We start from the raw sequence: 13,313 nt of genomic DNA on the forward strand, positions 1-13,313 counted from the left end.
GAAGGATCGCGACCGGTACCAGCGGGTAGGGACCTAGGCACAAAGTCAGACGGCGCGGTCCAGGGAGGGAGGAGACACACCGATGCTGACGCCGCCGCGCCCGCTGGGCGCCACGGTGCGCTGCCTGCGCGGCGTGGGGTTGAAGGCCACCCGCCAGCGTCTCATGCTGCTTGGCCTGCTGCTCGGCCGCGGCAACCGGCCGGTCACCGCCGACGAGCTGTTCCAGCAGGCGCTGGAGGCCGGCATCCCGGTTTCCCGCGCCACCGTCTACAACACGCTGCACGCGCTGGTGCGGCACGGGCTGCTGCGCGCCATCACCATCGATTCCGAGCGGACCTGGTTCGACACCGACACCGCCCACATCGGCCGCCTCTATTGCGAAGACAGCGGCCGCATGGAGCATCTGCCGCCCGACACGCCGGGGCTGAAGGAGCTTCTGCGCCATCTGGGCGACCCACCGCCGGGGCGGGTGGAGGTGCTGGTGCGGGTGCGGGCGGAGGGGGGCGGCGGCGCGCCGTCGGTCACGGGGCCGGGTTGACCAGCGCCGGAATGTCCGGCAACGGGTGGCCGGTCACGGTTGCCCGCTGGCCCTCCACCGTCACCCGGCCCTCGGCGATCAGGCGGAGCGCCAGCGGGTAGATGCGGTGTTCGGCGCCGAGCACGCGGTCGGCGAGGCTGTGGGCGTCGTCGCCGGGCAGGACGGGGACGGCGGCCTGCACGATGATCGGGCCGTCGTCCATCTCGGCGCGGACGAAATGCACGGTGCAGCCGTGCAGCCGCACCCCCGCGGCCAGCGCCCGCTCGTGCGTGTCCAGCCCCTTGAAGGAGGGCAGGAGCGACGGGTGGATGTTGATCAGCCGGTCGTGCCAGCGCTCCACGAACGATGGCGACAGCAGCCGCATGAAGCCGGCCAGGCAGACCAGTTCGACGCCGGCGCCATCCAGCGCCGCGGTCATCGCCGCCTCGAAGCCCGGCTTGTCCTTGGGGAAGGCGCGGTGGTCGATCACCGCGGTCGCCACCCCGGCGCGCGCCGCACGCTCCAGCCCGAAGGCGTCGGCCTTGTTCGACAGGACCAGCGCGATCTCCGCCGGGAAGGACGGATCGCCCGCGGCGTCCAGCAGGGCCTGGAGGTTGCTGCCGCGGCCGGAGATCAGGACGCCGACCTTCAGACGCGCCATGCCCGGTCCATTCCCTCGACCGTCACGCGCGCGCCACCCTCGGCCACCGCGTGGACGCGACCGACGATGAACACCGTCTCCCCGCCCTCGGCCAGGATCTCCGCCGCTTCCTGCGCCTTGTCGGCAGCGGCCACCACCACCATGCCGAGGCCGCAGTTGAAGGTGCGGGCCACGTCGAAGGGGGCGATGGCGCCGGTGCGCATCAGCCAGTCGAAGACCGGCGGCAGCGGCCAGGAGGACGCGTCCAAGGTCACGCCCAGCCCGTCGGGCAGCACGCGCGGGATGTTCTCGATCAGGCCGCCGCCGGTGATGTGGGCCAGCGCCTTCACCGTGCCGGCTCGGGTGGCGGCCAGCACGCTCTTCACATAGATGCGGGTCGGGGTCAGCAGCGCCTCGCCCAGCGTGGTACCCGTCTCGAACGGGCAGGGGCTGTCGTAGGCGAGGCCGGAGTCCGCCACCAGCTTGCGCACCAGCGAGTAGCCGTTGGAGTGCACGCCCGCCGAGGCGAGGCCCAGCACCACGTCGCCGTCGGCCACGTCCGCACCGGTCAGCACCCGGTCGCGTTCCACCGCACCCACGGCGAAACCGGCGAGGTCGTAGTCGCCGTGGGCGTACATGCCCGGCATCTCCGCCGTCTCGCCGCCCACCAGCGCGCAGCCGGCCTGCCGGCAGCCCTCGGCGATGCCGGCGACGATGGCGCGGCCCGCCTCCACCTCCAGCTTGCCGGTGGCGTAGTAATCGAGGAAGAGCAGCGGCTCCGCCCCCTGCACCACGAGATCGTTCACGCACATGGCGACGAGGTCGATGCCGACGGTGTCGTGCCGGCCGCTCTCGATCGCCACCTTCAGCTTGGTGCCGACGCCGTCGGTGGTGGACACCAGAAGCGGGTCGGTGAAGCCGGCCGCGCGCAGGTCGAAGAAGGCGCCGAACCCGCCCAGACCGGCGTCCGACCCTGGGCGCGCGGTGGATTTGGCGAGCGGCTTGATCGCATCGACCAGCGCGTTGCCCGCATCGATGTCCACGCCCGCCTGCTTGTAGGCGTCCGGCGTGTTATAGGGATGGGTGCCGATGGTATCCTCGCTTGGGCTGGGCTATATACCGGGCCGAACGAAACGGCCGCACCATATACCAACCGGAAGGCATTGCAATGCTCCACCGCAGCGTTCCCCGGCTTTTCACGGGTCTTCTCGCCCTGCTCCTGGTCCTTGCGGCCGTGCCCGCCGCGATGGCGCAGGCCCCGGCGGCCCCGGCCGGAACGGAGGCCTTCACCGTGTCCGGGATCGCCGTGGACGTCAGCGCCGCCAACGCCAACGCCGCCCGCGACGAGGCCATCAACCAGGCCCAGCGGAAGGCGTGGGACGAACTGTACCGCCGGATCGCGCCCGGCGGCGGCAACGCCCCGCGCATGTCGGACGTGGACCTTTCCCGGCTGGTGCAAGGCTTTTCCATCGACGAGGAGCGGGTGTCGGCCACCCGCTATCTCGGCTCCATGACCGTGCGCTTCCGCCCGGCCGCGGTGCGCGACGTGCTCGCCGGCACCGGCGCCCAATACGCCGAGCCGCCGACGCGGCCCTTCGTGCTGCTGCCCGTCACCGTGATCGGCGGCCGGCCGATGCTGTGGGAGGACCGCAGCGCCTGGCGCAACGCGTGGGAGGCGCGGCCGGAGGGCGGGTCCCTGGTTCCGCTGCTGGTGCCCTATGGGGAACTGGACGACATCGCCGCCATCAACGTCGAGTCCGCCATGCAGGGCGATGCGGAGGCGATGCGGCGGATCACCCAGAAATACAACGCCGCCGGCGCGATCGTCGTGCGAACGGACCTCGCCGAAGGCGGCGCCGTGCCGGCTGGCCAGCTCTCGGTCGAGATCAGCCGCTACACCGCCGATCAGCCGCGCGAACAGCAGACCATCACCGTGAAGGCCGACGCCGCCGACCGGCCCGAGGATCTGATGACGCGCGCGGTGATCCAGACCTCCGCCGCCATCGACGAGGCGTGGCGCCGCGAGAACACCACGGTGGCCGGCCCCGAGCAGCGGTTGCTGGTGAGCGTGCCGATCGGCGGCCTGTCGGAATGGATGGAGGTGCGCAAGCGCCTGACCGGGGTGAACGCCATCACCCGCACCGATGTGCTCGGCCTGTCGCGCTACGAGGCGCGCATCGCGCTGACCTACCGCGGCGACATTCCGCGGCTGAAGCAGTTGCTGGCCCGCCGCGACCTCAGCCTGGAACAGCTTCCCACCCCGCCGCGTCCGCCGCTGGTCAACCAGCCGGTGCCCCCCGGCCAGATCCAGCCGCCGCCCCCGCCGGTCGAGGAGCTCTGGCAGATCGCGCCGCTGACCGGTGCCGGCAGCGTGCCGGTCACCCCGTCGCCCGCGGTTCCGGGGCCCGGCGTCGGCACGCCGACGCGGCTGTGAGCGTGCCCGGTGCTGGGGAGAGGGCGTTTTGAGCATTCCGAACATCATCACATTCGCGCGGCTGCTGGCGGTGCCGGTGGCCGTCTATTTCATCCTGCAGCGCGATCTGGCGACCGCCTTCTGGGTGTTCTTCGCGGCCGGGGTGTCCGACGCGCTGGACGGGGCCATCGCCCGCATGTTCCGGGCCCGCACGGTGCTCGGCGCCTACCTCGACCCGATCGCCGACAAGGCTCTGCTGGTCAGCGTCTATGTCGCCCTGGCCTCGATCGGTGAACTGCCGCTGTGGCTGGTCATCCTCGTGGTGTTCCGCGACGTGATGATCGTGGGCGGGGTGATGCTGCTCTACACGCTGAAGGAATCCCTGGCGATGCAGCCGCTGGGCATCAGCAAGGTGAACACCGCCATGCAGATCGCCTTGGCCGCCGCGGTGCTGGCCCCGGCCGGGCTCGGCCTGCCGGAGCCGGAGCTGTTCGGGGTGGACGGGGTGCGCACCCTGGTCTGGCTGTGCGCGGCGACGACCGTCGCCTCCGGCATCGCCTATGTGGCCCGCGGCGGCCTGCTGTTCAGCCGGCACGGAGGGTTGGAATGAGTCAGGCGCGGCAGATCCGGTTCTGGCTGATCGGCTTCCTGCTCTTCGTGGCGGTGCTGTGGGTGCTGGCCGGCATGCTGCTGCCCTTCGTGGCCGGTCTCGCCATCGCCTATCTGCTCGATCCGCTGGTCGACCGCTTCGAGAACTGGGGCCTGCCGCGCTGGCTCGGCACCACGCTGTCGCTGCTGTCCTTCGTGGTGGTGCTGGTCACCTTCGCGCTGCTGCTGGTGCCGCTGATCCAGGCGCAGACCGCCCAACTCATCGAGGTGCTGCCCGGCTACGCCGCCGCCTTCCGCGCGCGGGTCGAGCCGCTGATCATGCGCTTCGTGGAGAACCTGTCGCCGGAGGATGTGGAGCGTCTGCGTGGTGCCGCGGGGCAGCACGCGATGGACGTGGTCGGCTGGGTGGCCAAGGTGCTGCGCAGCGTGCTGTCGGGCGGGCTCGCCTTCTTCGATGTGCTGTCGGTCCTGTTCATCACGCCGGTCGTCGCCTTCTACCTGCTGCGCGACTGGGACCTGCTGGTCGCGAAGGTCGACCAATGGCTGCCGCGCATGCACGCATCCACCATCCGTGAGCAGGCCCGGCAGGTGGACGACACGCTGGCCGGGTTCCTGCGCGGGCAGGCGCTGGTGTGCGTGGTGCTCGGCAGCTTCTACGCGGTCGCGCTGTCGTCGGCGGGGCTGACCTTCGGGCTGGTGATCGGGCTGCTGTCGGGCTTCCTGTCCTTCATTCCCTATGTGGGATCGCTGTTCGGCTTCGCGTCGGCGGTGGGGCTGGCACTGATGCAGTTCGAAGACCCCTGGCGCGTGGTGGTCGTCGCCGCGATCTTCCTGTTCGGGCAGGCGGTCGAAGGCAATGTGCTGACGCCCAAGGTGGTCGGCGACAAGGTCGGGCTGCACCCGGTGTGGATGATCTTCGCCCTGCTGGCCGGCGGCAGCCTGTTCGGATTCGTGGGCGTGCTGCTGGCGGTGCCGGTGGCCGCCGTCATCGGTGTTCTCACGCGCTTCGCCCTGGGGCAATATCTGCAAAGCCCCTACTACCGGGGGACGAACGCCGGTCCGCCCCTGCCATGAGCCTTCCCGCCCAGCTCCCCCTCGATCTCGGCCACCGACCGGCGAGCGGGCGGGACGACTTCCTGGTGGCCCCCAGCAACGCCGAGGCCATTGCCTGGCTCGACGCCTGGCCGGCTTGGCCGGCCCCGGCGCTGACGCTGTTCGGCCCGGCCGGCTGCGGCAAGACCCACCTCGCCCATGTCTGGCGCGCGCGCAGCCACGCGACGCTGGTGTCGGGGGAGGATCTCGACCGCGCCGACCTGCCGGGGCTGTTGGGCAATGCCCGCGCCGTCGCGGTGGACGACGCCGACCGCGTGGCCGGTCGCAGGGCGCGGGAGGAGGCGCTGTTCCACCTCTACAACCTCGCCCGCGACGCCGGCGGCCATCTGCTGCTGCTGTCGGGCAGGCCGCCGTCGCGCTGGCGGATGCGGCTGGCCGACCTGCGCTCCCGCGTCAAGGCGGCCCCGGCCGTGGGGGTGGAGGCGCCGGACGACGCGCTGCTCGCCGCCGTGCTGGTCAAGCTGTTCGCCGACCGCCAGCTCCGCCCGGGACTGGATGTCATCACCTATCTGCTCGCGCGCATGGAGCGTTCGCTCGACGCCGCGGGCCGCATCGTGGCGGCGACCGACCGGCTGTCGCTCGCCGCCCGCCGCGCCATCACCGTCCCGCTGGTGCGGGAGGTGCTGGCGGACCTCGACCGGACATGACACCAAGAAGGGAAGGACGGGACCATGGATCTCGGAATCGCCGGGCGCCGCGCGCTGGTCTGCGCGGCCAGCAAGGGTTTGGGCAAGGCGTCGGCGCTGGCGCTGGCGCGTGAGGGCGTGCACCTCACCATCACCGCCCGCGGCGTCGACTCGCTGGAGGCGACCGCGGAGGAGATCCGCAAGGAAACGGGTGTGAGCGTCACCGCCGTCGCCGGCGACATCACCACGGAGGAGGGGCGTGCCGCCGCACTCGCCGCCTGTCCGGACCCCGACATCCTTGTCAACAACGCCGGCGGCCCGCCGCCCGGCAACTTCCGCGACTGGGACCGCGACGACTGGATCAAGGCGCTGGACGCCAACATGCTGACCGCCGTCTTCCTGATCAAGGCGACGGTGGACGGCATGATCGGCCGCAAGTTCGGCCGCATCGTGAACATCACCTCGGCCCAGGTGAAGGCGGCGACCATCGGCACGCTGGGCCTGTCCACCGGTGCGCGCGCCGGCCTGACCGGCTTCTCCGCCGTGGTGGCGCGGCAGGTGGCGAAGCACAACGTCACCATCAACGGCCTGCTCCCCGGCCCCTTCGACACCGACCGGCTGCGCGCCACCATGACCGGCGCGTCCAAGGCCAGCGGCCGCAGCGTCGAGGACGTGATGGCCGACCGTCGCGCCGAGAACCCGACCGGCCGCTTCGGCGACCCGGCCGAGTTCGGCGCCATGTGCGCCTTCCTCTGCTCCACCCAGGCCGGCTACATCACCGGCCAGAACATCCTGCTGGACGGCGGCGCCTTCCCGGCGGTGGTCTGACGGCCGGCCGGCACACCGGTGCCCGCCGCTTCGCTCACCCCCAGAACACCGGCGTGTCGCGCCAAGCGCGCCACACGTCGGGGAGGGCCTTGCGGTGGGTGTCGGCGAGGCGGTCGAGGTGGCGGGCGGCGGCCGATGCGGGTTTGCGCAAGGCGGGCTCGCCGTCCGCCAGGGATGCCAGCAGGTGCTGTCCGGTGTCGGCGTCGTGCAGGGCGTCGAGCGTCGCCAGCACCGGGTGGAGGGCGTCCAGGAAGGGGCGCGCCGCCGCCGGCGGGTAGAGGCCGCGGAAGAAGTCGGCGGCGTAGCCGAGCCGGCGCAGGCGCCGCCGCAGCTTCTCCGCGTCCTTGGCCGACGACGGTCCCACCGTCTTCCCGGCGCGTCGCGCTTTGGCGTGCAAGGCGGTCAGCCAGGGGCCGGCACTGTCCTTCATCGGCCGGTCGAGCAGGGCGCGCGTCTCCGCCGCGGCGCGGGCGTGCCAGCCGCCATCCTCCAGCCACGTGCCGAGCGCCAGCACCAGCCGGCTGGCGCGCGCCGAGCCCAGGGCCGCCACGGCGTCCTCCAGCGGGCCCTGCCGCGCCGCCGCCACAGCGCCGACCAATCCAGCGTCGGCGCCGTCCAGGAGGGCGGACAGCGCGTCCCAGCCGCGGGCGGGGGCGAGCCGGTCGGAGAGCCAGCCGATCTCCGCCCGCAGTTCGGCCGTCTCCGCCGACTGGGTGACGGGGTGGAAGAGTTTCAGGGCGATGCGCAGCCGGCGCAGCGCCACCCGGATTTGGTGCAGCCCCTCCGGATCGCCGTCGGCGAGCGCGCAGGGCTCGTTGGCCAGCGTGTGGCGGATGCCCTGCCGCACCACGTGGCGGAACGCCTCCGCCATGGTGGCGACCGGGGACAGGGCCGTCGGCTCCGGCAACACGGGCCGCGGCTTGCGCCCGGTGACCAGCCGGTAGCCGACCTCCGCCTTGTTCTCCGTGCCGATGCGCATGGGCACGAAGCGCTGGAGCGCCAGCGCCAGCTCGAACAGCCGGACGACCCGGCCGGCCTTCAGCTCCAGCTCCACCTCGCTGATCCGCTCGGTGCGGTCGCCGGCGGTGATGGCTCCGTCGTCGATCGCCACCTCGATCACCGTGCCGGAGTCGGGACGCACCACAAGCACGGTTCGCATGAAGTCGGTGACGAAGAGCGGGCGCAGCCGCGCGCGGGCCTCGTCCGGGATCATGCCGCCGGCACCGGAGCCCTCCAGCAGCGACAGGTCGGGACGGTCGCCGGGCAGGGGCCATTCCCATTCCCGGCGGACGGCGACACCGGCCGAATCGTCCGTGCTTTCGCCGGCCATGGTCTTCAGCGCCTGGATGTGCCCCTCGCCGGATTGCCGCACCCGCAGCGCCACCCCGGCCGACGCCAGCCGCAGGTCGGGTGTGTCGTGGTAGACGGTGCGCAGGCGTCGCGTCCGCGGCGGTTCGTCGCACAAGGAGCGCAGGACGGGCAGGGCGGCGACGCGGGGCAGGTCGCGCGGGTCGAGCTGCAGCTTCAGTTCGACTTCCCGCGCGGCGGCGGCGGGCGGGGGTGGGGTCGGCGGGGCGGTCGTCACGGAATGGAGCCTCGCTGGACCGGGGGAACCGCTGTGGAGATAACCCATGGCGCGGCTCCGGTTAAGCGAGTTTGCGCGGGCGGACGAATTCGACCAGCCGGCCGCTGCCCGGTTCCAGGTCGCGCCAGCGGGCGACGCCGAACAGCAGGACGGCGCAGGCCCCGGTCGGAAACTTCTCGGCCAGCGCCGTCAGTTCGGGCGGATCGCCTTCGCCCACCAACAGGTTGGCGAGTGCGCCCATGTCCGGGTTGTGGGCCACCAGCATCAGGCTTGTGGCGCTGTCGGGCGCGTCGTGCAGCCGTTGCAGCAGCACCGGCGTGCCGCAGAGATACAGCCCGCGTTCATGTTCGACGGGCGCGTCGGGGGCGCATTCGGCCAGCGTCAGCGCGGCGGTGTCGGCGGCGCGGCGGGCGGTGGAGCAGAGGACGAGGTCGAGCCTCACCCCCCGTCCGCGCAGATGGCGCCCGACGAGGCCGGCCGCCCGTGTGCCGCGCGGGGCGAGCGGACGGTCGTGATCGTCCAGGGCGGGATCGTCCCACGCGGATTTTCCATGGCGCAGCAGCAACAGCGTCTTCATGGTGTGCCCTTCCATCGCACGGCCCGCCCCTTGATCCGGTGGGCGGCGTGCCATAGTACAGAAAGTGCGAAGCCCAACCTGAAACCGTAACGCAGATGGTCTAACCTGGGTTTGAGTCACCCGTTGCACCCCCCATTGACGCGAATCGAGGCACCCCGTGTCCAGCGCTCACGACGTCGCCCCCATCCTGATCGAGGCCGATTCCCCCGACCGCTTCATCAACCGCGAGATTTCGTGGCTGGCCTTCAACCAGCGGGTCCTCGAGGAGGCGAACAACCCAAACCACCCGCTGCTGGAGCGGCTTCGCTTCCTGTCGATCTCCGCCAGCAACCTCGATGAGTTCTACATGGTCCGGGTGGCGGGCCTGAAGGGACAGGTGGCCGCAGGCGTCACCTCGACCAGCGCCGAGGGGCTGACGCCGGCCCAGCAGCTGGCCGCGCTGACGCTGCGCATCGCCGAGCTGATGCGCGACCAGCAGATCGTGTGGCGCCAGCTCAAGGGCGAACTGCGGGAAGCCGGGATCGCCGTCGTCGATCCCGACGAGCTGACCGACGGCGAGACGGACTGGCTGGAGGCCAAGTTCCTCGACGACATCTTCCCGATCCTCACCCCGATCGCCGTCGATCCGGCCCATCCCTTCCCCTTCCTGCCAAACCTGGGCTTCTCGCTGGCGCTGCAGCTCCACGATCCGGTGAAGGGCACGCATCTGGACGCGCTGGTGCCGCTGCCGAGCCAGCTCGACCGCTTCATCCGCCTGCCGGGATCGGACATCCGCTTCATCCAGCTGGAGAAGGTCGTGCGGCTGTTCATCGACCGGCTGTTCCCGCCCTTCCAGGTGAAGGGGCACGGCGTGTTCCGGGTGCTGCGCGACAGCGAGATCGAGATCGAGGAGGAGGCGGAGGATCTCGTCCGCACCTTCGAAAGCGCGCTGAAGCGCCGCCGCCGGGGCAGCGTCATCCGGCTCGCCACCGACAGCGGCATGGCGGTGGACCTGCGGGAGTTCCTGCGCAACGAACTGCACGTCTCCAGCGACGACGTGTTCATCCTCGACGGGCTGATCGGCCTGTCGGACACCAAGCAGCTCATCGTGGACGAGCGGCCTGATCTGGTGTTCCGCCCCTTCATCGCGCGCTTTCCCGAGCGCATCCGCGATTTCGGCGGCGACTGCTTCGCCGCGATCCGCCACAAGGACATCGTGGTCCACCACCCGTACGAGAGCTTCGACGTGGTGGTGCAGTTCCTGCGGCAGGCGGCGCGAGACCCGCAGGTGGTCGCCATCAAACAAACGCTCTACCGCACCAGCAAGGACAGCCCCATCGTCGCCGCCCTGATCGAGGCGGCGGAGGCCGGCAAGTCGGTCACCGCGCTGGTCGAGCTGAAGGCGCGCTTCGACGAGGAAGCGAACATCCGCTGGGCCCGTGATCTGGAGCGCGCCGGCGCCCAGGTGGTCTACGGCTTCGTCGATCTCAAGACCCACGCCAAGGTGTCGCTGGTGGTGCGCCGCGAGAACAAGGCGCTGCGTTCCTACGTGCATTTCGGCACCGGCAACTACCACCCGATCACCGCGAAGATCTACACGGACCTGTCCTTCTTCACGTGCGATCCGGCGCTGTGCCACGACGCCGCCGTCATGTTCAACTTCATGACCGGCTATGCCACGCCCAAGTCGTTGGAGAAACTGGCCATCGCCCCGATGACGCTGCGCCAGCGGCTGGGCGAGATGATCGACGCGGAGGCGGCGCACGCCGAGGCGGGCAGGCCGGCGCAGATCTGGGTGAAGCTGAACTCCCTGGTGGACCCGGACATCATCGACCGCCTCTACGCCGCTTCGCAGAAGGGGGTGCAGATCGACCTCGTCATCCGCGGCATCTGCTGCCTGCGTCCGGGCATCAAAGGGCTGTCGGAAAACATCCGGGTAAAAAGCATCATCGGCCGCTTTCTGGAGCATGGCCGGGTCATCTGCTTCGGCAACGGCCATCCCATCCCGAGCCCGCACACGAAGGTCTTCATCTCCTCGGCCGACTGGATGCCACGCAACCTCGACCGGCGAATCGAGACGCTGGTGCCGGTGGAGAACCCCACCGTGCATGAGCAGGTGCTCGACCAGATCATGGTCGCCAACCTGAAGGACGAGGCCAGCACCTGGAAGCTCGAGTCGGATGGAGTCTATCACCGGAACACCGCCGCTCCGGATGCGTTCAGCGCACACAACTACTTCATGACGAACCCGAGCCTGTCCGGACGCGGCAGCGCGCTGTCCAGCAAGCGGACGCCGCCCAGGCTGAAGCTCACGACGATATCGTAGACGCACGGAAAGCGATCGGCATGCCCTTGGCCCAGCAGCGGGCGGTCGTCGGGGAAAGCCCCAGCGAGCGAATCGCGGTGATCGACATCGGCTCCAACTCGATCCGGCTCGTGGTGTACGACGGGGTGAAGCGCGCGCCGCTGCCGGTGTTCAACGAGAAGGTGCTGTGTGGCCTTGGCCGCGGCGTGGCGCGCACCGGTCAGCTCCACCCCGACGGCAAGCGCCAGGCGGTGGAGAACTTGACGCGCTTCCGTCAGCTCGCCGACGGGATGCGGGTCGGGCGGATCGACGTGCTGGCGACCGCGGCGGTGCGCGAGGCCGCCGACGGTCCCGCCTTCATCGACGAGGTGGAGCGCACCGCCGGCCTGACCATCCGGATCGTGGCCGGCGAGGACGAGGCCCGGCTGGCGGCGCTGGGCGTGCTGTCCGGCACCCCGGAGGCGGTCGGCCTCGTCGGTGACATGGGCGGTGGCAGCCTGGAGCTGGTCCAGGTGGACGCCGGCGGCATGCGCAACCATGTGACGCTGCCGCTTGGACCATTGCGGCTGATGGAGCAGGGGACGACCCGGCACAACGCGCTGGTCCGCTACGTGGACCAGCATCTGGAGGAGCGCGGCTGGCTGACCCAGGTCCGCGGCCAGTCCTTCTACCCGGTGGGCGGGAGCTGGCGGGCGCTTGCCAAGCTGCACATGGAACATGTGAACCACCCCGTCCACATCATCCATCACTACACCATGGCCGCCGTCGACGCGCGGGACTTCGCCGCGTTCCTGGCGACGCAGAGCAAGTCGTCGCTGGAGAAGATGCCGGGGGGATCGCGCCGGCGCAGCGACACGCTGCCCTACGCCGCGCTGGTGTTCGAGCGGCTGCTGCGCGCCGCCGGCCCCGCGAGGGTGGTGTTCTCGGCCTATGGCCTGCGGGAAGGGCACATGTTCTCGCTGCTGCCGCCGGAGGAACAGCGGCGCGACCCGCTGATCGCCGCCTGCACCGATCTGGCGGAGCGGATGGGGCGATCGGGTGGCACGGAAGCGCTGTTCTCCTGGACTGGCGGGCTGTTCGCCGGCGAGGACGAGGCGATGCGGCGGCTGCGCGAGGCGTCCTGCCATCTGAGCGACATCGCCTGGGCGGAGCATCCCGATTATCGCGCCGAGCTGGCCTACCTGCGCGTCCTGCGTTTCCCGTTCCCGGGTGTGGACCATGGCGAGCGGGCGTTCCTGGCGCTGGTGGGGCATGCCCGCTACGCCGGATCCTTGGATAGCCCAGGGCTGCTGCCGGCGCGCGGGATGGTGTCGGAGGGGATGGTGGCGAAGGCGCTGGTCCTCGGGCTGGCGCTGCGGCTGGGCCACACGCTGACCGGCGGTGCTGCGTCGCTGCTCAGCCGCACGACGCTGAAGCCCGCGGGGGACGACCTGCTGCTGACGCTGCCGGAGGACGGCAGCGTGATGGCCGGGGAGGTGGTGGAGCGCCGGGTGAACGCATTGGCGGCGGCGCTCAACCGCCGCGGGCGGATCGTCGGGCCGGGGCGCTGACGCGCGGGCGTTCCGTTCAGCGGCGGGCGCCGGTGGCCAGGATGGTGGCGATGCCGGCCCCACCCCGGCCGCTGCGGCCGCCGATGCTGTTCAGGGTCTCGCCGGGCTCGGCCTCGATGCCGGCACCGCGCAGGGCGGCGATGGCGCCATCCGCGGTCATGCCGAAGGCGGGTGCCGCCGACTCGAGCGTGGCGTTGGAAAGGCTGCGGAACACGACAGCCGGATTGGCGGTGGAACTGGTGCCGGTCAGGCCGGTGACGGCGAGGCTCGTGACCATGCTGACCGCGAAGGCGGCGAGCGCCGCGTTGCGCCGGAGATAGCCGAGGAAAGCCTTCCAGTTGCGGGCGAGGTGCCACAGCGCCACGGCGGAGAAGACGACGCTCAGCCATTCGTGGGAGAAGCGGACGAGCCCCGCGTTCCAGTGCAGCAGCAGCATGACCCCGGTCACCGTCGAAACGACGAAGGTCACGATGGTGACGGGTGTGACGATGTCGCGGGTCGGGATCATGGGAGCCTCCGGATCGGTCGATGCTGATCCGCCGAGCTATAGCTCCACCGGGTAACCGCAGGA

General features: G+C 71.0%; 13 protein-coding genes. 8 read left to right on the forward strand and 5 right to left on the reverse strand.

All coding sequences use genetic code 11. The annotated features are described in order from the left end of the window. Nucleotides 1-82 precede the first annotated feature (82 nt). The gene (locus HL658_RS01495) at nt 83-538 is read left to right on the forward strand and encodes a transcriptional repressor (protein WP_180280118.1); all 456 of its coding nucleotides are present in this window, start codon (nt 83-85) and stop codon (nt 536-538) included. Here HL658_RS01495 and purN read toward each other — a convergent pair. Then, nucleotides 522-1,178 carry a phosphoribosylglycinamide formyltransferase gene (purN, locus tag HL658_RS01500; protein WP_180280119.1) on the reverse strand — a complete coding sequence of 219 codons (657 nt, stop codon included), beginning with the start codon at nt 1,176-1,178 and terminating at the stop codon, nt 522-524. The genes HL658_RS01495 and purN overlap by 17 nt on opposite strands. Continuing rightward, complete coding sequence (purM, locus tag HL658_RS01505) at nt 1,166-2,248, reverse strand: phosphoribosylformylglycinamidine cyclo-ligase (RefSeq protein WP_180280782.1); 1,083 nt, start codon at nt 2,246-2,248, stop codon at nt 1,166-1,168. The genes purN and purM overlap by 13 nt, the downstream gene beginning before the upstream one ends. A gap of 77 nt (nt 2,249-2,325) precedes the next feature. On the opposite strand from purM, the gene HL658_RS01510 reads away from it, so the two are divergent. The 5 genes from HL658_RS01510 to HL658_RS01530 are packed head-to-tail and all read left to right on the forward strand — an operon-like array spanning nt 2,326 to nt 6,746. Continuing rightward, complete coding sequence (locus tag HL658_RS01510) at nt 2,326-3,591, forward strand: DUF2066 domain-containing protein (protein WP_180280120.1); 1,266 nt, start codon at nt 2,326-2,328, stop codon at nt 3,589-3,591. 28 nt (nt 3,592-3,619) lie between these two features. Next, on the forward strand, nt 3,620-4,180 hold the full coding sequence (locus tag HL658_RS01515; RefSeq protein WP_180280121.1) for a CDP-alcohol phosphatidyltransferase family protein: 561 nt from the start codon (nt 3,620-3,622) through the stop codon (nt 4,178-4,180). After that, nucleotides 4,177-5,253 (forward strand): AI-2E family transporter, encoded by a 1,077-nt coding sequence (locus tag HL658_RS01520; protein ID WP_180280122.1) that lies wholly within the window; start codon nt 4,177-4,179, stop codon nt 5,251-5,253. Before HL658_RS01515 ends, HL658_RS01520 begins: the two co-directional genes overlap by 4 nt. Continuing rightward, nucleotides 5,250-5,939, forward strand: coding sequence for an HdaA/DnaA family protein (locus tag HL658_RS01525; RefSeq protein ID WP_180280123.1), 690 nt, complete (start codon nt 5,250-5,252; stop codon nt 5,937-5,939). The genes HL658_RS01520 and HL658_RS01525 overlap by 4 nt, the downstream gene beginning before the upstream one ends. Before the next feature lie 24 nt (nt 5,940-5,963). Next, nucleotides 5,964-6,746, forward strand: a complete 783-nt coding sequence (locus HL658_RS01530) for an SDR family oxidoreductase (protein ID WP_180280124.1) — start codon at nt 5,964-5,966, stop codon at nt 6,744-6,746. 34 nt (nt 6,747-6,780) lie between these two features. Here the strand turns inward: HL658_RS01530 and HL658_RS01535 are convergent, their stop codons facing one another. Together HL658_RS01535 and HL658_RS01540 are read right to left on the reverse strand one after the other, a co-directional pair. After that, entirely contained in the window at nt 6,781-8,331 is a 1,551-nt protein-coding gene (locus HL658_RS01535) for a CHAD domain-containing protein (RefSeq protein WP_180280125.1), read from the reverse strand. 61 nt (nt 8,332-8,392) lie between these two features. After that, nucleotides 8,393-8,908 (reverse strand): SixA phosphatase family protein, encoded by a 516-nt coding sequence (locus tag HL658_RS01540; protein ID WP_180280126.1) that lies wholly within the window; start codon nt 8,906-8,908, stop codon nt 8,393-8,395. Between the two features lie 157 nt (nt 8,909-9,065). On the opposite strand from HL658_RS01540, the gene HL658_RS01545 reads away from it, so the two are divergent. Both HL658_RS01545 and HL658_RS01550 read left to right on the forward strand, forming a co-directional pair. After that, nucleotides 9,066-11,213 carry an RNA degradosome polyphosphate kinase gene (locus HL658_RS01545; protein WP_180280127.1) on the forward strand — a complete coding sequence of 716 codons (2,148 nt, stop codon included), beginning with the start codon at nt 9,066-9,068 and terminating at the stop codon, nt 11,211-11,213. 20 nt (nt 11,214-11,233) lie between these two features. After that, complete coding sequence (locus tag HL658_RS01550; protein ID WP_180280128.1) at nt 11,234-12,742, forward strand: Ppx/GppA family phosphatase; 1,509 nt, start codon at nt 11,234-11,236, stop codon at nt 12,740-12,742. Between the two features lie 16 nt (nt 12,743-12,758). Here the strand turns inward: HL658_RS01550 and HL658_RS01555 are convergent, their stop codons facing one another. Then, entirely contained in the window at nt 12,759-13,250 is a 492-nt protein-coding gene (locus tag HL658_RS01555; RefSeq protein WP_180280129.1) for a DUF4405 domain-containing protein, read from the reverse strand. Nucleotides 13,251-13,313 lie beyond the last annotated feature (63 nt).

It is taken from the genome of Azospirillum oleiclasticum, assembly GCF_013423485.1.
Classification (GTDB): Bacteria; Pseudomonadota; Alphaproteobacteria; order Azospirillales; family Azospirillaceae; genus Azospirillum; species Azospirillum oleiclasticum.